This window comes from Streptomyces sp. NBC_00045, assembly GCF_045041095.1.
Classification (GTDB): domain Bacteria; phylum Actinomycetota; class Actinomycetes; order Streptomycetales; family Streptomycetaceae; genus Streptomyces.
This window is the reverse complement of sequence record NZ_CP108272.1, coordinates 81,326-103,462: the sequence shown is the minus strand read 5'-3', so window position 1 is coordinate 103,462 and position 22,137 is coordinate 81,326. Positions and strand designations below refer to the sequence as shown.

Below are 22,137 nucleotides of genomic sequence, written 5' to 3'. Positions count from 1 at the left end.
GGAGGCAGCGCATGTCCGCGTCCGTATCCGAGCGTCCCGCCACGGCCGGGGCCGATGCGCCGGCCCCCACGGCGGCGGCTGACCGACGCGCACCGTCCGGCGCGCGCCCCGCCCGCCCCGGGCCGGCGCTCGCGGTCATCGCGGGCTGCAACGCGATGATCCAGCTCGACGACCCCATCATGAACATCGCCCTGCCCGGCATCCGCGCCGACCTGGGGCTGTCGGCGCTCGCCGCGTCCTGGGTGATCGGCGCCTACCTGCTGGCGTTCGGCGGCCTGCTGCTGCTCGGCGGCCGGGCGGGGGACATCCTGGGGCGGCGCCGGGTCTTCGTCGCGGGCGTGGCGCTGTTCACGGCCGCCGCCGCCGTCCGGGCGGTGGTCCCCACCGGTGGACTGCTGATCGCCGTACGCACCGTGGAGGGCGCCGGCGCGGCGTTCGCCGCGGCCAACGGGTTCGTGCTCATGCTGAGCACGTTCGCCGAGGGACCGGCCCGCAAGCGGGCCATCGCCGTCTGCACCGCCGTGGGCGCGGCCTCCACCGCCGGCGGCCTGCTGCTGGCGGGCGCCCTGACCTCGGCGGGATCCTGGCGCTGGGTGCTGCTGCTCAACGTCCCCATGGGCCTGGCCGTCGTACTGCTCGCGCCGCGGGTGATCGCGGAGACCGAGCGCATCCGGGGCCGCTTCGACCTGCGCGGCGCGCTCCTGTCCGCGCTGGGCGCCGCCTCGCTCGTGTACGGACTGTCGCAGGCCGCCGAACACCCCTGGACCGACGCGCTCGTCGCCGGTCCGCTGCTCGCCGGCCTGGTGCTGCTGTCCGTGTTCGTCGCCACGCAGCGGCGCGCCTCCCAGCCGATCGTCCGCCTCGGGCTGCTGCGCGACCAGGACCGGGCCCTGGCCTTCGCCAGCATGCTGGTCCTGCCCGGCGCGCTGATCGGGGCGTACTTCTTCCTGAGCCAGTCCTTCCAACAGCACCACGGCTGGTCCCCGCTGGAGGCGGCGTTCGGCCTGCTGCCGGTGCCGGTGACGATGGCCGCCATGGCCGGTGTGGCCGTCCGGGTGGAACGGGCGATCGGCCCGAAGCCGATGATGGCGATCGGCACGGCCGCGCTGGTCGTCGAGAACCTGTGGCTGGCGGCCCTCGGGCCCGGCGACGCGTACCTGACGGGGGTGCTGCCCGCGCTGGTCCTGCTGGGCGCGGGCATGGCGTTCTGCGTGATCCCGCCGACCGTGCTCGCCACGTCGGGCCTGCGCCCCGACGAACTGGGCTCGGCGGCGTCCGTGCTCAACGCCCTCCAGTCGGTGGGCGGATCCCTGTGCATCGCCTTGATGGTGACGGCGTCCTCGGGGCACTCCGACTTCTCCGAGACGATGTCCGCGGGCTTCACGGCGGGCGCGGCCTTCGCAGGAGCGGCCCTCCTGCTGGCCCTCTCCCTCCGCCCCCGCCGCCGCGCCTGACCGACGACGGACCGGCGGCGAAGAGCGGACCGGCAGCCGTCCGGGTTCGGGACCGGTTCCGGGTCCGGGTCCGGGTCACGTCAGTGCACCGCCACGCCCACCTACGGGTGAAGTCCGGCCCGAAGCCGGCGGCGCCGCCCCGAGGCTCGGGAGACTGTGCCCCGGTACGGGCGGCCGTACTCCTGGGCACGGGGGCGCGAGTGATGACGAACGGAACGGTCCTGCTGGCACTGCGGGAGAACCCGATGGGCGGCGGCGTCAGCGCCGAGCAGCTGCGCCGCATCGGCAAGGAACTGGAGAACAAGGGCCTGGAGCTGCGCTGGGCGCCGAGCGCCCGCGACGCGCGGGCCGCCCTGCAGACCGAGGCGGGCCTCGCCGCGGCCGTGATCGCCTGGGACCTGCCGCGCACGGCGGGCGGTGCGGTCGAGGAGGGCGGCGGCGGGGAGGTCCTGCGGCACATCGGACGGCGCTTCAAGGACCTGCCGGTCTTCCTGGTGATGGCGGACGAATCCGACCAGGACCTGGAGCGGTTGCCGCTGTGGGTCTCGGAAACGGTGGTCGGCTACATCTGGCCGCTGGAGGACACTCCGTCCTTCATCGCGGGCCGCGTCGCGACGGCGTCCCACGGCTACCACCGGGACCTGCTGCCGCCGTTCTTCAAGGCACTGCGCCGGTTCGAGGACTCCCACGAGTACTCCTGGCACACCCCCGCCCACTCGGGCGGGGTCGCCTTCCTCAAGTCCCCCGCCGGACGGGCGTTCTTCGACTACTACGGCGAGCGGCTGTTCCGCACCGACCTGTCGATCTCGGTCGGGGAGCTCGGCTCCCTCTTCGAGCACAGCGGTCCGATCGGCGAGGCCGAACGCAACGCCGCCCGCGTCTTCGGCGCCGACCGGACCTATTTCGTCCTGCACGGCGACTCGACCGCGGACCGGATGGTCGGCCACTACAGCGTGACGGACGACGAGATCGCGCTCGTGGACCGCAACTGCCACAAGTCGGTGCTGCACGGGCTGGTGATCTCCGGGGCGCGCCCCGTCTACCTGGTACCGACCCGCAACGGCTACGGTCTCGCCGGCCCCCTGCCACCCGCCGAGACCGAGCCGGCGGCGGTGGCCGCGAGGATCGCCGCGAACCCGCTCACGGCCGCGGCGCTGTCCCCCGCGGCCCAGTACGCGGTGGTGACCAACTCCACGTACGACGGGTTGTGTTACGACACCGTCGCGGCGGCGAGGGCGCTGGCGCCGAGCACGCCGCGGCTGCACTTCGACGAGGCCTGGTTCGCGTACGCCCGCTTCCATCCGCTGTACGCGGGCCGCTACGGCATGGCCGTCGGACCGGACACCTTCCCGGACCCGGAGGGCGACCCGGACCCGGACGCCGCTGCGGGGCCGGGCAGGCCCACGGTCTTCGCGACGCAGTCCACGCACAAGCTGCTGGCCGCCCTCTCCCAGTGCGCGATGGTCCACGTCCGCTCGGCGCCCCGGGCCCCCGTCGAACACGAGCGGTTCAACGAGGCCTTCATGATGCACGGCACGACCTCCCCGCTGTATCCGGCGATCGCCTCCCTGGACGTGGCCACCGCCATGATGGACGGCCCGCAGGGACAGTGGCTGATCGACGAGGCCGTGACCGAAGCCATCCGCTTCCGTCAGGCCGTCGTACGGACCGGGCGCCGCATCGCCGCCGCCGGGGACCGGCCGGAGTGGTTCTTCGGCGTGTGGCAGCCCGACTCGGTCACCGATCCGGCCACTGGCGCGCGCATCGCGTTCGCGGACGCACCGCCGTCGCTACTGAGCCGCGAGCCCTCGTGCTGGCACCTGGAACCGGACGCCGCTTGGCACGGCTTCGCCGGGCTCGGCGAGGGCTACTGCCTGCTGGACCCGGTCAAGGTCACCCTGACCTGCCCCGGGGTGACGGCCACCGGCGAACGGGGCGACCTGGGCATCCCGGCGCGGATCCTCACCGCCTATCTGGCGGCGCGCGGGATCGTCGTGGAGAAGACCGACAGCTACACCGCGCTGATCCTCTTCTCGATGGGCATCACCAAGGGCAAGTGGGGCACCCTGATGGACGCCCTCATGGACTTCAAGGCCCTCCACGACGCCGACGCCCCGCTGGACCGGGTGCTGCCGGAGCTGGTCGCGCGGTTCCCGCGCCGCTACGGCCGCACCACCCTCGGCGCGCTGTGCCGGCAGATGCACGAACACCTCACCCGCGCCGAGCTGATCGACGCCCTCGACGCGGCCTTCCAGGAACTTCCGGAGCCGGTGGCGCCGCCGCGCCACTGCTACCAGCTGCTGGTCCGGGGCGGCACCGAGCGCGTACGGCTGGCCGAGGCGGCCGGGCGGGTGGCCGCGGCCATGGTGACGGTGACCCCGCCGGGGATCCCCGTGCTGATGCCCGGCGAGTCCACCGGCGCCCCGAACGGTCCGCTGCTGCGGTACCTGCGCGCCCTGGAGGCCTTCGACCGGGCCTTCCCCGGCTTCCACAGCGAGGCCCACGGGGTGACCGTGGACCCCGAGAACGGCGACTACCTGATCGAATGCGTCCGCCCGGCGCCGTAGTCGGCCGTGTCCTGCGGCGGCGCGCCGACACGGGCCCGGCGGGAGGTGACGACCGGCTCCGGCAGCCCGTGCAGGACCGACGGGGGCGTCCGCGGTACCGCTACTTCAGCAGGGTCTTGAACTCTTCGAAGTCGAGGACGCCGTCGCCGTTCGCGTCGGCCGCCATGGCCTTCTTGACCTCTTCCGCGAGGTGCCCCTGGCCGCCTTCGGCCTTGAACCCCTCGGCCAGTTCGACGATGTTGATCCGCCCGTCGCCGTCCGTGTCGATCTCGTCGAACAGTGCCCTGAGTTCGGCCTCGGTCATGACGTTCCCCTCTCGCATCACAGGACCGCGAAGGTCCACACAGCCCCCCACCCTGGCAGATCCGCTCCGGAAGCCCCGCACCGGCCACCCGTACGGGTGTACTGCCGCCACGCGTGGGACCGGCCTACGAGGACTCCTGGCGGGTGGCTGCGGACAGGGCCCGGGCGAGGTCGCGGGCCGAGGTCGGGGTGCTGTCGGTGGTGCCGCCGATCGAGACCAGCGGGGCCCTCCAGCCGTGGGCGCCGATCCGCTCGGCCACCTCGTACGCGACGGCTCCACCGCCGGAGAAGCAGCCCAGCAGCAGCGGTTCGGCCGCGGCGAGGAGCGGCCGCAGCGCCGCGAGGCAGGCCGTGGCGCCGGCCGGGGCGTCGAGGGTAACCAGCGCCTGCGGGCCCCGGTGGGCGCGCGCCACCGCCGCGTAGCAGTCCTGCGGGGCGGCCGGGGGCGGTACGAGCAGTACCGTCCCGGCACCGGGACGCGCGGCCGGGCGCAGGGTGACCAGGGCGGGCGCGGCCCCGTACGGTACGGCTGCCGCATCCGGTACGGGCAGGCCGTCGAGCAGCGCGAGTGCGTCGGCGACGGTGGCCCGGGTGGGGTCGGCCTCCGGGAGCCCGCGCAGCAGCAGGGCGGTCTGGGCGAGGATCCGGGCGGCTTCGGCGTCGGTCAGGCGGGCCCGGTCGCTGTCGGCGGTCAGTACGAGGGCGCCCGCACGGTCGTGGCGGGCGGTCAGGGCGAACGGCAGCCCGGTGTGCGCCTCGACGGTCTCCGGCGGGGCCACGCGCACGTCCGCCGCGGCCAGTTCCCCGTCCAGCGGGTCCTCGGCGCCGCCGGGCGGCCGGACGGCGGCGGGCGGCCGGACGAAGGTGAGGAGCGTTTCGGTGAGCGGCGGCTGCGCGGGGCGGCCGGCCTGCTGCCGGATCTGACCGGCGGAGACCCACTCGTACGCGGCCAGGCCCAGTGCCCGGTCCCGCAGGTCGGTCAGCAGCCGCGCCAGCGGAGCCTTCGGGTCCACGTCCACGGACAGCGGGAGCGGGTTGCCGAGCGGGCCGGGGAGCCGGTCCGCGCCGTCGAGCGGGATGCCGCGCCCGGAGACGGTCACCCCGAACGCGACGGGGCCGGGTGCGGGGCCGCTGCCGGTCGCCGCGGCCGCGCGGTGCAGTTGCAGTGCCCAGGCGGCGTGCAGGGCGGTGCTCTCCGGGACTCCGCACACGGCCGCCCATCCGCGCAGGCGGGCCGCCTCGGAGGGGTTGAGCCGTTCCCGGGCGTGACCGTACCCGCCGCCGCCCTCCCCTGAAGCCGCAACCGGAGCCGGGCCCGGGCCCGGGTCCGGAGCCGCAGCCGGTGTCGGTGTCGGTGTCGGTGTCGGTGTCGGTGTCGGTGTCGGTGTCGGTGTCGGTGTCGGTGTCGGTGTCGGTGTCGCGGGCAGTGTGCGGGCCCCGGCGGGCGGAACCGCCCCGGCCCAGAACTCCCGGGCCGGGCCCGGGTCCTGCCCGGCCAGCCAGCGCAGGTGGTCGGGGAGCCCGGGGCGGCGTTCGCCGCCTGCCGGGCGGCCGTCGGCCGCGTACGCCCACAGGAAGGCGCGCAGCAGCGCCCGTACGCTCCGTGCGTCGAGCAGGGCCTGGTGGTACGTCAGGGCGATCCGGGCGTCGGGGCCGTCGGCTCCGGGCTCCCCGTCGACGCGGCGGATGCGCAGCGGGCCGGGCCGCCCCGGTTCGAAGGGCTGCTCCCGCTCGCTGCGGAGCACCTGCGGCCAGTCGGCCGGCCGGTCGGGCTCGTACGGGTCGTGCCGCACCCGGGCTTCGACGCGCTCGTGCACCCTGACGACGGGACCGCTGCCGCCGCGGCCGGGACCGGGGGCGAACGCGGCGCGCAGGACGGCCTCGCGGTCGGTGACGGACTGCCAGGCCGCGTCGAACCGGCCCCGGTCCAGCGGCCCGTACCAGCGCAGGTGCAGCTGCCCGACGTGCAGCTGCGGCCCCGGCGGGGCGGTCATGAGGTCGAGGAGGACCTCGCGCTGGCGGGCGGAGGCGGGCAGCCCGGCGGCGGGTCCGGCGAGGCGAGCGGCCCGGCCGGGTGCCGGCTGCTGGGGCAGGGCGGCCAGCGGGCCGGGCCGCGCCGGGCGGCCGTCGCGCGCCGTGGGGGCGGTGAGCAGGTCCGCGAGCCGGCCGGCCAGGGCGGGCCGGTCGGCGGGCCGGTCCCCCGGTCGGCAGGTGAAGTGGAGCGTGTGGTGGGTCGCCGTGTGGCGGTGCAGTTTGGGCCCGCAGGGCGCCGCCAGGACGAGGGCGGTGGCCATGAGCGGGGCGTCGAGGGGCCCGATCAGGTCGAGTGCGGGTGGTGTGCCCGGGGCGATCACCACGGTGATGGCGTCGTCCATCTCCCCTCCCCCTGCATGCCGTGGAAGCGCCTCCAGAACGGGCTAGTCAAGCCGGGGTCAAAGATAAGGCAAAAGCTGGTCAAACAACATGCCTCAGGCATCGGACTGTCTAATTCCACATGGAACTTGGCAAATTCCGTGTGGAACCTGCCCGGTTTCCGCGCGTTCAGCGGGCCGGCAGGGCCGGGGCCAGCAGCGCCGCCGACACCATGGCCACGAAACCCTCGTCGAGCATGGTGGCCACGGCACTGTCCCGAGACGTGTCCAGCCCGGCGTCGTGGCAGGCCACGCTGAGCAGGTAGCGTCCGGCCACGGGGTAGGTGCCGAAGGCCCATTCGCCGTGCGTGGCGGGCGAACCGTCGGGCGCGAGCAGGCCGGTCTCGCCGCTGGTCGCCGTGGCGAAGCCGAACTCGGAGAAGCCCATCCGCAGGCCCAGCCCGAGCGCCTTCGTGTACGCCTCCTTCAGCGTCCACAGCCGCAGCATCCCGGCCGCCCGCCCGCTCTCCCCCAGCGCCGCGAGCTCGGCGCGCTCGGCCGGGGTGCAGACCTGCTCCTGCAACAGCTCGAAGGCCAGCCTGCGGTCGGCGGGTTCGGTGTCGACGCCGATGCGCCCGTTGCGGCTGATGCCCACGGCGATCAGGTCGTCGGTATGGGTCAGGCTCAGGTCGATCTGGTCGAAGCCGCGCAGGTACGGGCGTCCACCGGGCTTGTAGGAAAGGTCGAGTTCGGCCGGCCCGGTGCCCAGCGCGGCGGCGGCCGTGTACCGGATCGCCAGCCGGGAGGCGACGAAGCGGTGCCGGGCGGTGGCGTCGGCCGTGTCCCGGTAGCGCGCCCAGTCCCGGCCCAGCAGGCGGCGCAGCGCGGCCCCGGAGGCCGGCTCGGCCGGCCACTCGTCCCAGGTCGTGTGGACGCAGGCGTTGCCGGTGCGGGCCATGCCCGCGGCCACCTCCGCCCAGGGCCCGTCGGGCCCGGCGGCGTGTACGGGCACGCTCAGCAACGGTGAGTTGCGCCGCTCGTACGGGTCACGCTGGTCGTACTGGTCGTGCCGGTTCATCGGCGTGTCCCCTCGGCTCACTGGGCCAGTTCGGTGGCGTCGAGGTCGCAGCTGCGGCCCGCCCGGTAGCGGCGTACGAGCTCCTCCAGCACCTGCCCGAGGCAGTCGTCGGGCAGCTCCGGCACCGGAATGCCCAGCCGGCCGCCGATCCGGGTCAGCGCGAGCACGGCCCAGGCCGGTGAGGCGAGGAACGGCTCGCTGCCGTCCTGGCCCTCCCAGGTGCCCAGGATCGCCGCCGCCGCGAGCACCAGCGCGTAGCGGTCGCTCAGTACGCACCAGGCCGGGTCGGCGAGGGCTGCGGCGCCCTGCGGGATCGCCCGGCACTGCTCGCGCAACGCCCGCAGTTCGATGACGAACGCCTCCGCGAGGTCGGCGAGGACCGCGAGCTGGCCGCCGACCCCGCGGACCTCCGCCAGCCGGGCGGCAGACCCGACGAGCGAGGCGGCGAGGAAGTCGCCGCCGTCGGCGATGCCCAGGAGCCGGTAGTCGAGCTGCGGCAGGCTCGCGGCGGAGCGGAACAGCTCCGGCGGCGGCTCCTCCTCCTTGAACCAGGCCCGCTCGGCCAGGGCGCGCAGCTGGGGCACGATCACGGCCTGGCAGGCGGCGGTCCCGGCGTGCCCGAGCCCGGCGACCGGCAGGTCCCGGGAGAGCTTGTCCAGCGCGCCGTACTCGGGGGTGCCGTGCTGGTAGCCGCGCGAGCCCAGCACGGCCGCCAGCTCCTCCAGGCTCTCCCGGAGCAGGTCGGGGACGACGTACTTGACCGCCGCCGCGAGCACATGGGTGCGGTCCGGCAGCAGGCTCAGGGCGCGCAGCGCGACGGTGGCCATGCTGTCGCAGGCCAGCAGGTCGGCGAAGACCCCGGCGAGGGGCTTGTGGAAGCGGCGGGCGACGGGACGGCTGCGGCCGGTGGTGGCGGCCCGCACGGCGGAGTGCAGGACGGTGCCGGCGGCGGCGACGGCGGTCGCGGAGATGACGCAGCGGTTGACCTGGTAGGTGCGCAGCGCGAGCGCCACGCCTTCGCCGACCCGGCCGACGAGGGCGCCCTCCGGGACCTCGCAGTCGGTGAACCGCAGTCCGGAGAAGAGGGATCCGCGCATGCCGGCGGTGGGCACGCGCGGCAGCCGGGTGAGGCCGCCGGCCGCGGTGAGCTCGTCCGGGTCGAGCAGGAGGACGGAGTGGCTGAGCGGGCTGCGGGCGCGGTCGGTGCGGGCGTAGACGACGTACGCGTCCGCCCGGGCGGCGTTGATGATGACGTCCTTGCGGCCGCTCAGCGAGAAGCCGCCGCCGGGGCGCGGGAGGGCGGTGAACTCGTCGCGCAGGATGGCGTTCGCGTGGGCGAGCTCGTGGTGGACGATCGAGGCGCGCCCGCCGCCGAGCAGGACGTCCGCGGCGGCCCGGCGCTGGGCGGTGCTGCCGGCCACCCAGACGGCGGAGGTCGCGAACAGCGAGGTGATGCCGGACCCGAAGCCGAGGGCGAGGTCGCGGCGGAAGACGGGACGCAGCACCTTGACGAGCAGATCGGCGCGGGTGAGCCGGCCGCCGAACTCGGCGGGGACGAACTCGGCGCCCAGGCCCGCCCCGACGAGCAGCCGCTCGGTGGCCGCGGGCGGCTCGCGGCGCTCGTCGGCGGCGAACAGGGCGCCGAGGCCGTGCGGGTTCGCGGGATCGTACGGGTCGCCCAACAGGGCTTCGAGGCGCGCGGCCCGGCGCAGCGCCTCGGTCTCCTCGGCGGCGCGGCCGGCAACGCTGGTGACGGCGCGGCCGACAACGCGACCGGCGACACGACCGGCCGCGTGGCGTGCGGCCGGGCCGGCGGGCCCGCTCTCGGGACGCGTGGTGGTCTCGGTGGTGGCCATGATGGCGGAGATCAGCTCCTTCGTCCGGGACTCTCGGCCTGCTGTGCGCAGTCCGCGGGGCTGGTCCGTCCTCGTGCGCGGATCTTCAGCGTGCGGGCATCGGCTCGACACCCGCTTGAGGCTTCGTGCAGCACGGCCGGAGACCGGCCACCGGGATCACCGGTGGCGGCCTGCGGTCCGTCCTTCGATGTGGAGCAGCACGGCGCGGGCGGCACGCAGTTCACAGCCGGGGAGGGTGTCCTCGGGGTCGGGCCCGCAGGGGTGGGGGCGGGTGAATCCGGCCGCCTCAAGGGTGCGTACGGCGTCGGCGGTACGGATGACCTGGTGGGCCTGGAGCAGCAGCCGCTCGGGCCGCAGCCGGCGTTCGTCCGGGCCGGGGCCGATGGCCCGGCCGGTCGCCGTGCACACCAAGTGGACGGACCGCGGCGCGGTGGCGCTCTCGCGGGCCGCCTTCAGGAACTCGCCCTCGGCGGCCCGGGCGGCACCGGGTGCGGGCCGCGGCGGGACGAGCCGGCCGAGCGCGGCGACCAGCCGGGCCGCGTCGGGCAGGCTGAGCACGCCCGCCACGTGCGCGGCGGAGAGTTCACCGGCGCCCTGCCCGGCCACGGCGTCGGCCCGCAGCCCCCAGCTCTGCCACAACCGGTACACGGCCACCTGGAAGGCGAACAGCGCCGGCTGGGCGAACTCGGCCCGGCGGATCAGGCCCGAGTCCACCCCGCCCTCGGGGGCGAACACCACGGCGGCCAGGGGCATCCGCAGCCAGGGGTCCAGTGCCTCGCGTACGACGTCGTACGCGGTCCGGAAGGCGGGAACCGAGCAGTACAGCTCACGGCCGAGGGCGAGGCGGCGGCCCGTGTGACCGGTGAACAGGACGGTCAGCGGCGGGGCGGAACGCCACGGTGGGCGCGGCCCGCGGGGCCGGCGGGCGAGGAGGGCGGCCGCGTCATCGGACACCGGGCGCCGCCTCCACGGTCTCGTACAGACCGGGCTCGGGGGTGGCCAGCGGGCCGAGGTCCTTGACGAGGGCCTGGAACTGCTCGCTGCGGACGGCGTTGCGGTGGGCCTCGGCGTCCTGCCACACGGCGAGTTCGAGGAAGATCCGTTCGTCGCCGAGGTGGCGCAGCGCCTCGTGGCCGATGTAGCCGGGCTGGCTGCTCATGTACGCGGTCAGGCGGTCCTTGACGGCCAGGAAGCGGTCGATGTCGCCGTGGACGGTCAGCTTGTTGACGAAAGTCACCATGGGGGCTCCTCGGGTCTGCCACGGCGGGATTGCCGCCCTCGTGTGGGTTCTGGGGGATTGGGGTCCGGGTGCCACGCTCGGCGGCCCGGCTCGAAGAGCCCTGGAAGACGGCTCGACCGCCCCTCCAGAGTGCACGGGAAGCGGCCGGAGCCCGGCGTGGCGGTCCCCTAAACCCCCCTAACTCCTGAATGTCGGCCCACAGGGGGTGTGGTGGGGGGAACCCCAGATTGCGGCCGGATCCATGGATCCTGCCCGGCTTCCGTAATAGCTTGAGGGTTCCTCGACCGGTACGGAGACCGGCATCGAGCCGGCCCTGGAGGTGCCCGTGCGGATCCGACCGATGCCGGGGGTGCGTGTCACTTCCGTGGACGCCGACGGCCGCCTGGAGCTGCTGGCCGCGTCGTCCACCGGACCGGCGAGCTACCGCTGCGGCCCGGTGGGCACCGCCATGTGGATCGCCCTGCGCCAGCACGACGGCGACAGCGCGGCGGCGGCGGACCTGCTCGCCCGCCTGTGGGGCACCGGACCCGAAAACGCCCGCGCGGACCTCGACATCTGGATCGAGGAAATGCGCGACGCGGGCCTCCTGCACACGGAGCCCGCCCCCTGACCGGCTGACCGGCTGACCGGGGCCGATCCGGCCCGGCTCAGGCCGCCGGGTCGTCGTCCGGGGTGATGGTGATCGCCGGGGTGGGCCAGGCGTGCGCCGTGATGCGGTGGGCGAGCTCCCGGGCCAGCGGCGCGGCGGCCTGGGGGCAGGCCAGGGTCAGGGGTTCGCCCTTCGCCAGGACCGGGCGCAGCGCGGCCAGGCAAGCGCCGGCGTCCGCATGGACGTCGAGGGCGACCAATTGCCGGGCCCCCGGATCGGTCGCGGCCGGGGCGGTCTGACGCCCGGCGGGCGCGCCCGGGGGCGGGATCAGGACCACGGTGCCGGCCCCGGGGCGGGCGGCCCGTCGCAGGAGGAGCAGGCGTGCGCCTCCCGCGGGCCTCGGCGCGGGCGGCTGCGGCCACGGGCCGAGCAGCCTCAGGGCCTCGCCGACGGTCGTCGACTCCCGTGCGCGGGCGGGGAACTCCCGCAACAGCTGAGCGGTCCGGTGGACGGCGTCGGCCGCGTCCGCGATCCGCGCCCGGTCGTGCACCCCGGTCAGCACCAGGCCGCCCCCGCGGTCGTGGTGCGCGGTCACCGACAGGGCGAAGCCGCCGTGCGCGCCCACGGTCTCCGGCGGGGTCACCCGTATCCCCTGGGCGGCGAACTCCTCGTCCAGCGGGTCGGTGCCCGTCGCCGCCGGCGCGTCGAAGGCCAGCAGCGTCTCGGTGAGCGGATCGTCCGGTTCCCGGCCGCTCCAGGCGTGCACCTGCCCCATGGAGACCCACTCGTACGCGGCGAGGTCGAACGCGCGGTCCGCGAGGTCGGCCAGCAGCCGGGCGAGCGGCTCGCCGGGGTCGACGTCGACGGACATCGGCAGCGGGTTGCGCAGCGGGCCGGGCAGCCGGGAGGCGCCGTCGAGGGGGATGCCGCGGCCGGACACGGCCGTGGCGAACGCCACGGGGACCGGGCCGCCGCCGGGCACGGCCCGGCGCAACTGGAGGGCCCAGGCCGCCTGGAGGGCGGTGCTCTCGGTGACGCCCTGCCCGGCGGCCCAGTCCCGCAGCCGGGAAGCCTCGTACGGGTCGAGCCGGACGGTGGTGCGCAGGTGCCCGCTCCGGTCGCGGGGCTGCCCCGCGCCCGCGGGCGGCGGCAGGGTGGCCGATCCGGCGGGCGGTGCGGCCGCGGACCAGAACGCGCGGGCCGGGGCGCGGTCCTGGCCGGCCAGCCAGCGCAGGTGGTCCCGCAGGTCGGGGCGGCGCTCCCCGCCCGTGGCGGCGCCTTCGGCGAGGTAGGCACGGGCGAAGGCGCGCAGCAACAGGCGTACGCTGCGGCCGTCGAGCAGGGCCTGGTGGTACGTCAGGATGACGCGGGTCGGACCGGCGCAACCGCTGCCGCCGCCCGGACCGCCCTGTTCGTCCAGCAGTGCGATCCGCAGCGGTCCGGGCCGCGTGGGGTCGAAGTCGCGCTGCCGCTCGCTCAGCAGCAGGGCCTGCCAGTCGGCAGAGCCCTGCGGGTGGCGCACCAGCTGCGGGACGACCTGCGGGTGGACGACGACGCGGGGTCCGCCGCGGGTTCCGTACGGGGCGAACGCGGCGCGCAGCACGGCCTCCCGGTCGTACACGCTCTGCCATGCGGCCTGGAACCGCCGGGTGTCCAGCGGCCCGTACCAGCGCCAGTGCAGCTGCCCGACGTGCAGTCCGGAGCCGGGCCGGGCGGCCATGGCGTCGAGGAGGACCTCGCGCTGCCGGGCCCCGGCGGGCAGCCCGGGCCCGGGGTGTACGCGTTCGGGGCGTCCGGGCCCGGGGTGTGCGGGTGGGCCGGTCCGTTCGGAGCCGACGCTCATCCTTTCCCCCTCGTCTCGGCCTCGCACTTCAAAGGGGTCGAGTATGCGCGGGGTTCCCACGTTTCGCTGACGCGCGCCTGACACACCGCCGGAGTCCCGGCGGAGCCCGGGCCGCGGGGACGGGGCCCCGAGGGGTGCGCTACCAGGTCACAGGGTGCGGACGGCGGTCTCCGCGTGCTGTTTGGCGAGGCCGAGGGTCGCGGTGCTGTTGCGGCCGAGGGCCTCGCGCACGTACCGGCGGGCCGCCGTCAGGTCGGCGCCGGGGCCGAGCACCTGCTCGATCGCCTCCTCCCGCAGCAGCACGCTGTGCTGGGAGACGGCGGTGACGCCGCTCTCGTCGGGGATCAGCGACCACTCGCCGGTGTGCGCGGCCATCAGGGCCGGGGTCGAGGTCTGCTTGTAGACGATGCGGCCGGCCGCCGGGAAGCACACCCGCACCGATTCGGTGGTGTGTGCGGACCCGTCGGCGGTCATGGTGTCCATGCTCAGCAGCTGGACGCCGGGCTCGTCCTCGGTGACGGCGGCGCGCGAGACGTGCGGGATGCGCTCCGGCCAGTCGGCGGCCCCGTAGAGGAACTGGTAGACGAGTTCGGCGGGGCCGTTGATCCGGACGGAGTCCTCGAAGGACAGCAGCAGGTCGTCGAGCCGGCTCCAGCGCTCCGCGGCCTCCTTCAAGGTGGCCAGTTGGGCGCGGCTGTTGGTGTCGGTGGCCTCCTTGGTCCAGTCGACGTCGGCGGGCCGGTCGCCGGCGACCGCGAAGTCGTGCAGCAGGACCAGCCGCGAGCGGCCGGTGCCGCGCGGCTCCACGATCCAGCTGCCGCCCATCGAGACGACGGGGGCGGCGGGAACCTCCTGGCGGAAGTCGATGCGCAGCCCGGGCGCGTCCAGGGTCCGGCGGGAGAGCCAGGACTTGACGGTCCCGTTCGCGGTCACCCAGATGTGGAACCGGTCCCGGGAGCCGTCGAAGTCGAGCCGTTCGACGTGGACGCTCGACGGGAAGAACAGCGGCCACTGGGTCGTGTCCGCGATCAGCCCGTAGACCACGCCCGGGGGCGCGTTCACGTCCACGGAATAGGACGTGCGGTGCACCTGCTGGACCGACATCGCCACACCCTTCCCTCACAAGTGATCCAGAGTCTGTCCGTGCCGGCCGGAACTCCGCTCGAAGCGGCCTGGAGCCAGGCCCTGAGCGGGTCGGGCCGCGCCCGTGGGCCGCTCAGTGCCCGGCCGGGGCCTCAGCGCGCGAGCGCGGACTCCGCGTACTGCTTCGCGTACGTCATCGTCGCCGTGCTGTTGCGGCCCAGCGCCTCGCGCACGTACCGGCGGGCCGCCGCCAGGTCGGCCGAAGCCCCCAGCACCTGCTGCACCGCCTCCTCGCGGAGCACGACCCCGTGCTGCGAGGTGACGGTCGAGCCGTACGCGCCGCCGGTGACGGTCCACACCCCGGTGTGGGCGGACATCAGGGCGGGCGTGCGGGTCTGCTTGTAGACGATGCGGCCGGCCACAGGGAAGCACACCCGCACCGATTCGGTGGTGTGCGCGGACCCGTCGGCGGTGAGGGTGTCCATGGCCATCACCTGGACGCCGGGCAGCTCGTCGGGTTCGGTGAGCTCCAACCGTGACACGTGCGGCAGCAGCTGCGGCCACTGCTCGGCCCGTTCCAGGAAGGCGTAGACCAGCTCCGGCGGGGCGTCGACGCGGACGGTGTCCTCGAAGGACATCACGAGGTCGTCGAGCCGGCCCCAGCGCTCGCCGAGCGTGGCCAGGTTCGCCAGCTCCGCACGGCTGTTGGTGTCGGTGGCGCGCTCGACCCATTCGACGTCCTCGGCCCGGTCGCCGCCGACGGAGAAGTCGTGCAGCAGGACCAGCCGGGAGCGTTCGGCGCCCAACGGCTCGACGATCCAGGTGCCGGTCATCGCCGACAGCGGGGCCGCGGGGACCTCCTGCCGGAACTCGATGCGCCGCGCGGCGGCGTCGAGGACGCGGCGCGAGGTCCAGGACTTGACCCGCCCGTTCGCCGTCGCCCACATCCGCAGCCGTTCGTGGACGCCGTCGAACTCCAGCCGCTCCACGTACACGTTGGGCGGGAAGTACAGCGGCCATTGCACGGGGTCCGCGATCAGTCCGTAGACCACGCCCGCGGGGGCGGCCACCTCGGTCTCGTGCACGGTACGGTGCACCTGCTCGGCTGCCATCAGAAGTTCCCCAGTCCGCCGCAGACGTTCAGCGCCTGCGCGGTGACGGACGCGGCGAGGTCGGTGGTCAGGTAGCCGACCATGGCCGCCACCTCCTCCGGGATCGCGTACCGGCCCAGCGGGATCTTCGCCTCGAACTGCTCCTGCACGTCCTCGGTCGTGGTGTCCCAGGCGGCCGCGTAGCCGGCCCGTACGCGCTGCGCCATCGGCGTCTCGACGTAGCCGGGGCACACGGCGTTGACGGTGATCCCGGCCGGGGCCAGCTCCTTGCCGAGGGCCTTGGTGAAGCCGACGACGGCGTGCTTGGACGCCGAGTAGGGGGCGCCCAGCAGAACGCCCTGCTTGCCGGCCGTGGAGGCGATGTTGATGATCCGGCCGTACGGGGCCCCGCCGAGGCCGCCGTGCTTGAGCACTTCCCGGGTCAGCAGGAAGACGCTGTTCAGGTTGGTGTCGATGACGTCGTACCAGAGCTCGTCGGTGATGTCGGCGGTCGGACCGCCGCCGCTGCGCCCGGCGTTGTTGACGAGGACGGAGACCGGGGCGCCCCACTCCGCGACGGCGGCGGCCACCAGCTCCGTGACCGCTTCGCGGGAGCGGACGTCGGCGGCGGTGCCCGCGACGTCCAGGCCCTCGGCGCGCAGCTCCTCGACGGTCTCCTTGACGTTCTGCGGCGTCCGCGCGCACAGGAACACCCGGTGTCCGCGGCGGGCCAGGTCCCGTACGACCGCCAGGCCGATGCCGCTCGTACCGCCCGTGACGAGGGCGACCGGCTTGTCCGGCGCCGCCGACGGCGCTGACCGTGTTGTCGTCGTGGACGTGGTGGTCATCGTGTTGCCTCCAAAACCCGTGGTGGGACTTCGACCGTGTCGCGGAGCCCTGGAGGTGCGGTGGAAGCCGGATTGAGGACGGGTACGGTTCCTGCCGCGCCGGGATCCGCGGGATCCCCGTCCGGCGCCCCGTCCGGCGCCCCGTCCGGCGCCCCGTCCGGCGCCCCGTCCGGCAGGGCGGCCTGCGGACCCAGGGGTGCCAGGGCCCGCGCGAGGGCGCGCCGGGTCAAGGACGCGCCGCCCGCGGCGACGTAGCCGTCGGGCCGGATCAGCAGCCAGCCGCCCGGTCGCAGCCCCAGCGCACGCCGCAGCACCCCCTGCGGATCGCCCAGCGCCCGTGGCCCGCCGAGGTCTGCGGCGACCTCGCCGAGGCCGTCACCGGGGCCGTCGCCGAGGCCGTCGCCGAGGCCGTCGCCGAGGCCGTCGCCGAGACCGTCACCGGGGCCGTCGCCGAGACCGTCGCCCGGCCGCCCGTCGCCCGGCCCGTCGACCACCGCCCGTACCGACAACCAGGCGCCGTGTGCGCGGGCCGCGGCCGCCGCCGTCGCCACGCCGACCTCGCCCGGCCCGCCCGCCTCCCACACCAGGGACCAGCGGGTGTCGCGCAGTTCGGCGCGCAGCGCCTCGGAGCCCGGGTCGCCGCGCCGGTCGGCCGCCGCCGCGGCCCGGACGCCTGCGGGCAGCCCCATCAGCGGGTCGGCGGTGCTCAGCGGGCTGTCGCCGTACGACAGGAGCAGTCCGGACATCCCGCCGAGGACCTTGCGCTGGATGGCCCTGCGCAGCGGCCCGATGGTGCGGACGAAGGTGAAGACGACCGGCAGGGCGAATCCGGCCAGCGCATTCTTGAACTGGACCAGGAAGGTGGCCTTCCGGGTCGATCCGATCAGGGCCTTGCCGATCGGGACCCGCTCCTGCCCGTACGTGGCCAGCAGCTCCCGGCCCGCCTGCCCCCGGGCGGCCATGGCGAGCTTCCAGGCCAGGTTGTACGCCTCCTGGATGCCGGTGTTCATGCCCTGCCCCGAGGCGGGGCTGTGCACGTGGGCCGCGTCGCCCGCAACGAAGCAGCGGCCGTCGTGCATGCGCGGCACCATCCGCTGCTGGAACGTGAACACGGAGGTCCACTCGGGTTCACCGACCCGCACCGGCCGCCCGAGCCCGGCGCCGAGCTTCTCCGAGAAGCGCCGCGCCGCGTCCCCCGGCTGCGCTCCGGGGGCGGTGTCCAGCAGCCGCCAGTACCCCTCGCGCTGGTACGGGACCATCATCAGGGCCTGGCTGCCCGTGTGGACCCAGTAGATGGTGTCGGGCGGCAGGTCGGTGGAGACGGGCGCGTCGGCGAGTGCCCAGGTCTCGCTGGACTCTCCGAGCAGCGGCAGCCCCAGCTGTTTGCGCACGGTGCTGTGGCCGCCGTCGCAGCCCACCAGCCAGGGCACCTCGTACTCCTCGGTGGTGCCGTCGGGGTGCTCCAGGCGGGTCCGTACGCGGTCGTGGTCCTGCTCGAACGAAGCCAGCCGCACCCCCCATTCGACGCTGACGCCGAGGCGGGCGACGGCCTCGCGGAGCACGTGCTCCGTCTCGGCCTGCCCGATGATCAGGCTGTACGGGAAACGGGTGGGCATCGCCGCGTAGTCCGCGTCGAGGCGGACCAGGCGGCTGCCGCGCGCGTACATCGTGAAGGCCCGGTTCTTGCGGCCGCGGGCGAGCACCCCGTCCACGACGCCCATCTGGTCGAAGGTCTCCAGGGTGCGCGGGTGGACGGCCACGGCACGGCTCTCGCGGGCCGGCCCGGGGGCCCCGTCGACGAGGCGTACGCGCAGCCCCCGCCGGGCCAGTTCATGGGCGGCGGTCAGGCCGACGGGGCCCGCCCCCACCACGAGGACCCGGGCGGACCCGGCCCCGGACGGTGTGCCGGTACTGCTCGCCACGTGACTGCTCCTCTGGTCGTACGGATGCGAAGGGGGAAGTCGGGGTCCGGGGCCGGGGTCAGACGGCCGCGGCCTCCGCGGCGGCGCGGCCGCGCAGGCTCTGGCGCAGCGTGCGCCGCTCGGGCTTGCCGACGTGGTTGCGCGGCACGGCATCGAGCACCTCGACGCGGCGGATCTGCTCGAAGTCGTTCAGGCGGGCGTTGGCGCGCTCCACGATGGAGTCGAGGACGTCGAGCAGGCCGGGGGCGGTGGGGTCGCGCAGGACGATGCCGGTCCACACGAGCGCGCCGTGGACCGGGTCGGGCCAGCCCGCCACGATGCACTCGGCGACGCGCGGGTCGGCGCCGATGACGTCTTCGACGGCGCTGGGCGAGACGAGCTCGTTGTCGTACTTGAAGACGTCGTCGAGCCGGTCCACGAGGAACAGCACGCCGTCCTCGCCCAGGTATCCGATGTCCCCGGTGGCGAACCAGCCGTCCGCGTCGACGGGCCGGGTCACGGTCTCGTCGAGGTATCCGGCCATCACCTGCGGCCCGCGGACCTGGACCTCGCCGGTGGCGTACACGTCGAGCGGCGTGCTGGTGTCCACGGCGACGATGCGGCATTCGGTGCCGGGTACGGCGGCGCCCACCGAGCCGCTCTTGGGACGGTGCGGGTCCTGGCAGTGGGACAGCGGGGAGAGCTCGGCCAGCCCGTAGCCCTGGATGACGGGCACGCCCAGGCGTGCGCGCAGGGTGCGGGCGGCGGTCGGGGACAGGGCGGTGCCGCCGGAGAGCACGGCGGTGAGGCGGGCCCCGGCCGGGAAGTCGTGGGTGAGCCGCTCGTCCTGGGCCAGCCGGTGCAGACGGGCGGGCAACCCGTAGTAGTGGGTGGCCCCCACCTGCGCGGCGGCGGCGAGCGAGGCGATCGGGTCGGGGTCGGTGCACAGCACCTGGCAGGCACCTGCGTACACGCCCGAGTTGAGGTGCATGACGTGGTAGAGCGGCAGGTGGTTGAGGGTGACCGAGTCGCTGCCGAGGTCGTGCGCGGCGGCGGTCTGGGCCGCGTTCGCCACCAGGTTGCGGTGGGTGAGCCGGACGCCCTTGGGACGGCCGGTGGTGCCGGTGGTGAACTGGATGCACGCGTCGCCGTCGAGGTCGACGGCCCCGGGCAGGTCCGTCCGCTCCGGCGCCGACTCCAGGGCGGCCTCCAGCGGGACGGCGTCGCCGGGGACCATGCCGTCGGGCGCGTCGGTGACGACCACGGACCGCAGGTGCGGCAGCCCGTCGCCCAGTTTGACCAGCAGCTCGGCGGTGGCGGTCGGTACGAACGCCACTTCGACCTCGGCGGTGCGCAGGACGTGCACCAGGCCCGCCTCTTTGATCAACGGGTTGACCAGCACCACCGTGTTCCCGCTGCGCACGGTCCCGTAGTAGGCGGCGGCGAAGACGGGGTCGAGGACGTTGGCGACGCCGATCCGCGCTCCGCGCCGGCCGAGGGTGTGCTCCAGGTAGGAGGCGAAGCGGTCGGCCCGGGCGTCGAGTTCCGCGAAGGTCACCGTCGTCGTGACACCGCCGCCCGTCGCGGTCCGGATCGCCCGCCCGGCCGGGTCGCGGACCGCCGCCCGACGCAGCAGGCCGTCGAGCGGAAGTTCCGGGTACACGAATCTCGGCATGGTGCTCTCCTCCTGGCTCCCGAAGGGGCAGCCGCGGCTGCGGCGGAGCCTCCACCCTGGGCAGCGGCGCTTGAGGAGTCTTCGAAGGGCGCTCGATCCGCGCCGCAGATGCTGTGGGGAACCGATGGAACGGAGTCCCGCGATGACCGCGACAACCGCGACGATCGCCGCCGAGGCGTCCCCCCGCCCGCCCCGGGAACGGGAGTTCGGGCTGCTGTACGCCGAGGTCCAGCAGTTCTACTCCCGGCAGATGCAGCTGTTCGACTCCTTCGAGGCCGAGCCGTGGGCGCGTACGTTCACACCGGACGCGGTCTTCGACGTGCCGACGCTGCCGGCGCCGGTGATCGGGCGCGCGGCCCTCGCCGCGAACGTCCGGCGCAACGCGGAGGTGCAGGCCGGCACCGGCGAGCAGCTGCGGCACTGGCTCGGCATGCTGGACGCGCGGCCGCAGCCCGACGGCTCGGTGCACACCCGCAGCTACGCACTGGTGTACCTGACCCCGCGGGGCGGTGGGTCGAAGGTGCACCGGGTCTGCGTGATGGAGGACGTACTGGTGCCCGCGCCCGGCGGCTGGCAGGTCGCCCACCGCCTGGTGACGCGCGACGACCTGGCCTGACCGCCCGCGCAGCCCCGCGGACCCGGGGCTACGCGGGCCCGCGGGGCTACGCGGCGCGGTGGCTACGCGGCGCGGTGCGCGGGCAGCGGCGTGAACAGGTCGGTGCGCACCCCGGCCGGGTCGTGACCGTGCGCGACCTTCCGGGTGATCTTCGCGCCGATCGGGGTGCGGGTGACGAGCGCCGCCGCCCGCGCCCGCAGGAAGTCGGCAGCGGGCCCGCCGCCGCCGAACATCGTGCGGGCCTGCATGACCTGCATGCGGTGCACGGCGGCCGCCGCCGGGGCGCGCCGGTCCCGGTAGGCCGCGAGTCGCCGGGCCGTCGGCTCCCCGTCGGACAGCGCGGAGACGAGTACGGGGTGCAGCGCGGCGGCGTCCTGGAGGGCCAGGTTGATGCCCTGGGCGCCGATGGGCCCGTGGGTGTGGGCGCTGTCGCCGAGCAGGACGAGCCCGTCGCGCACCCATTGCGCGGCGTGCGAGGCGAACACGTCGAGCAGGGTCAGGTCGGCCATGGCGGTGATCTGTTCGTGGACGAGGTCCGCGAACGGGGGCAGTGCCTCGGCCAGTTCCCGTCGGATGTCCTCGATGCCGCGCCGGACGGCGCCGCGCCAGCCGCCGTGCGGCAGGGTCCAGCCGATCCGCAGCCGGTCGGGGTGGGTGTCGTGGACGAGCAGGGCGCTGCCGGCCGTGCGGTGCACCCGTACCCGCCCGGTGGCCCGGCCTGGCGCGTGCAGCGCGAACCACACCACGTCGTGGGCGAAGGACTCGACGCGCCCCGCGTCGATGCCGGCGAGCGCGCGGGTCTTGGAGAACCGGCCGTCGGCGCCGACGACCACCTGCGCGCGGACGGTGACGGGCACCCGGTCGGGGCCGTTCACCACGGCGCCCGTGCAGGGGCCGTCCGGCCGCCGCTGGCGGAGCGCGGCGATCCGGTGGCCTTCGAGCAGGGTGAAGCCGGGCAGCCGCCGGCAGGCGGCGAGGAGTTCCCGGAGCAGGTGCGGCTGCGGGAGGGCGAGCAGGTGGTCGTACGGGGCGGGCAGCCGCCCGTAGTCGATGTCGAGCAGCACCCGCTCCCGCTCCAGTACCTGGAAACCGCCCAGGCACGCCGCGCCGTGGGCCGCAGCTCCGGCGAGGACGCCGAGTTCGTCGAGGATCCGCTGGCCGCCGGGCTGGAGGATCTCGCCGTGGAAATCGCGGTGGAACGCGGTGGAGCGTTCGACCAGGGTCACCCGGACGCCGGAGCGCAGCAGCATGAGCGTCAGCGCCAGCCCGGCGGGTCCGGCGCCAATGACGCAGACGTCGGTGTCGATGGCGTCGCCGGCGGTGGCGGTGGTGGAGGCGCCGGCGGTGGCTGCCTGTTCGCGCACCGGGCTCAGACCGCGGCCCGTGCTGCCAGCACCTCGTTGACCATGGCGAGGTAGCGGCGGGGGGTGTCGGCGTCGTCGAGGGCCTCCTCGTCGAGGAGGACGTCGTATTCGCGCTCGACGTACCCGGTGGTCTGGAGGACGGCGAGCGAGTCGTAGCCCAGCTCGAACCAGTTCATGTCCAGGACGTCGCCGTCGAGGTCGATGCCCTCCTCCTCGCCCGCGCACTCGCGCAGGATGCGCTTCAGGTCGTCGAGTTCCAGCCGGTCCATGGTCTCCCT

18 protein-coding genes are annotated in these 22,137 nt (G+C 75.0%); 4 read left to right on the top strand and 14 right to left on the bottom strand.

What is annotated here, in order from left to right; translation table 11 throughout:
- The first annotated feature begins 11 nt into the window (after positions 1–11).
- Together OHA65_RS36580 and OHA65_RS36575 are read left to right on the top strand one after the other, a co-directional pair.
- Entirely contained in the window at positions 12–1,454 is a 1,443-nt protein-coding gene (locus OHA65_RS36580) for an MFS transporter (protein ID WP_327286150.1), read from the top strand.
- 203 nt (positions 1,455–1,657) lie between these two features.
- The gene (locus OHA65_RS36575; RefSeq protein ID WP_327286149.1) at positions 1,658–4,021 is read left to right on the top strand and encodes an Orn/Lys/Arg decarboxylase N-terminal domain-containing protein; all 2,364 of its coding nucleotides are present in this window, start codon (positions 1,658–1,660) and stop codon (positions 4,019–4,021) included.
- A 100-nt stretch (positions 4,022–4,121) separates the two neighbouring features.
- Here OHA65_RS36575 and OHA65_RS36570 read toward each other — a convergent pair whose 3' ends face one another.
- The 6 genes from OHA65_RS36570 to OHA65_RS36545 all read right to left on the bottom strand — a co-directional run bounded on the left by OHA65_RS36570 (position 4,122) and on the right by OHA65_RS36545 (position 10,849).
- Complete coding sequence (locus OHA65_RS36570; RefSeq protein WP_327286148.1) at positions 4,122–4,343, bottom strand: EF-hand domain-containing protein; 222 nt, start codon at positions 4,341–4,343, stop codon at positions 4,122–4,124.
- 106 nt (positions 4,344–4,449) lie between these two features.
- Positions 4,450–6,699, bottom strand: a complete 2,250-nt coding sequence (locus OHA65_RS36565; RefSeq protein WP_331736267.1) for a peptide synthase condensation domain-containing protein — start codon at positions 6,697–6,699, stop codon at positions 4,450–4,452.
- 166 nt (positions 6,700–6,865) lie between these two features.
- Positions 6,866–7,330, bottom strand: coding sequence for a 4'-phosphopantetheinyl transferase family protein (locus OHA65_RS36560; protein ID WP_405763657.1), 465 nt, complete (start codon positions 7,328–7,330; stop codon positions 6,866–6,868).
- A gap of 440 nt (positions 7,331–7,770) precedes the next feature.
- Positions 7,771–9,609 (bottom strand): acyl-CoA dehydrogenase, encoded by a 1,839-nt coding sequence (locus OHA65_RS36555; RefSeq protein ID WP_327286145.1) that lies wholly within the window; start codon positions 9,607–9,609, stop codon positions 7,771–7,773.
- Between the two features lie 156 nt (positions 9,610–9,765).
- Positions 9,766–10,563: an acyltransferase domain-containing protein gene (locus OHA65_RS36550; RefSeq protein ID WP_327286144.1), complete on the bottom strand. Its 798-nt coding sequence runs from the start codon at positions 10,561–10,563 to the stop codon at positions 9,766–9,768.
- Positions 10,553–10,849: an antibiotic biosynthesis monooxygenase gene (locus OHA65_RS36545; RefSeq protein WP_054223933.1), complete on the bottom strand. Its 297-nt coding sequence runs from the start codon at positions 10,847–10,849 to the stop codon at positions 10,553–10,555. Before OHA65_RS36545 ends, OHA65_RS36550 begins: the two co-directional genes overlap by 11 nt.
- A 325-nt stretch (positions 10,850–11,174) precedes the next feature.
- Here OHA65_RS36545 and OHA65_RS36540 point away from each other — a divergent pair, with 325 nt between their 5' ends.
- On the top strand, positions 11,175–11,459 hold the full coding sequence (locus tag OHA65_RS36540; protein WP_329316673.1) for a PqqD family peptide modification chaperone: 285 nt from the start codon (positions 11,175–11,177) through the stop codon (positions 11,457–11,459).
- 37 nt (positions 11,460–11,496) lie between these two features.
- Here OHA65_RS36540 and OHA65_RS36535 read toward each other — a convergent pair whose 3' ends face one another.
- The 6 genes from OHA65_RS36535 to OHA65_RS36510 all read right to left on the bottom strand — a co-directional run bounded on the left by OHA65_RS36535 (position 11,497) and on the right by OHA65_RS36510 (position 19,879).
- Positions 11,497–13,281, bottom strand: coding sequence for a condensation domain-containing protein (locus OHA65_RS36535; RefSeq protein WP_328765486.1), 1,785 nt, complete (start codon positions 13,279–13,281; stop codon positions 11,497–11,499).
- Positions 13,282–13,428: 147 nt separating this feature from the next.
- A complete protein-coding gene (locus tag OHA65_RS36530; protein WP_328765485.1) occupies positions 13,429–14,385 on the bottom strand; it encodes an aromatase/cyclase in 957 nt (318 codons plus the stop codon).
- A 131-nt stretch (positions 14,386–14,516) separates the two neighbouring features.
- The gene (locus OHA65_RS36525; protein WP_331736263.1) at positions 14,517–15,476 is read right to left on the bottom strand and encodes an aromatase/cyclase; all 960 of its coding nucleotides are present in this window, start codon (positions 15,474–15,476) and stop codon (positions 14,517–14,519) included.
- On the bottom strand, positions 15,476–16,303 hold the full coding sequence (locus OHA65_RS36520; RefSeq protein WP_327286140.1) for an SDR family NAD(P)-dependent oxidoreductase: 828 nt from the start codon (positions 16,301–16,303) through the stop codon (positions 15,476–15,478). The genes OHA65_RS36525 and OHA65_RS36520 overlap by 1 nt, the downstream gene beginning before the upstream one ends.
- The gene (locus tag OHA65_RS36515) at positions 16,300–18,225 is read right to left on the bottom strand and encodes an FAD-dependent oxidoreductase (RefSeq protein WP_331736261.1); all 1,926 of its coding nucleotides are present in this window, start codon (positions 18,223–18,225) and stop codon (positions 16,300–16,302) included. Before OHA65_RS36515 ends, OHA65_RS36520 begins: the two co-directional genes overlap by 4 nt.
- 58 nt (positions 18,226–18,283) lie before the next feature.
- Complete coding sequence (locus OHA65_RS36510) at positions 18,284–19,879, bottom strand: class I adenylate-forming enzyme family protein (RefSeq protein ID WP_327286138.1); 1,596 nt, start codon at positions 19,877–19,879, stop codon at positions 18,284–18,286.
- Positions 19,880–20,021: 142 nt separating this feature from the next.
- On the opposite strand from OHA65_RS36510, the gene OHA65_RS36505 reads away from it, so the two are divergent.
- Complete coding sequence (locus tag OHA65_RS36505; RefSeq protein ID WP_327286137.1) at positions 20,022–20,495, top strand: nuclear transport factor 2 family protein; 474 nt, start codon at positions 20,022–20,024, stop codon at positions 20,493–20,495.
- A 62-nt stretch (positions 20,496–20,557) separates the two neighbouring features.
- Here OHA65_RS36505 and OHA65_RS36500 read toward each other — a convergent pair whose 3' ends face one another.
- Both OHA65_RS36500 and OHA65_RS36495 read right to left on the bottom strand, forming a co-directional pair.
- A complete protein-coding gene (locus OHA65_RS36500) occupies positions 20,558–21,859 on the bottom strand; it encodes an FAD-dependent monooxygenase (protein ID WP_327286136.1) in 1,302 nt (433 codons plus the stop codon).
- A 5-nt stretch (positions 21,860–21,864) separates the two neighbouring features.
- Positions 21,865–22,128, bottom strand: coding sequence for an acyl carrier protein (locus OHA65_RS36495; RefSeq protein WP_327286135.1), 264 nt, complete (start codon positions 22,126–22,128; stop codon positions 21,865–21,867).
- Positions 22,129–22,137: the final 9 nt, after the last annotated feature.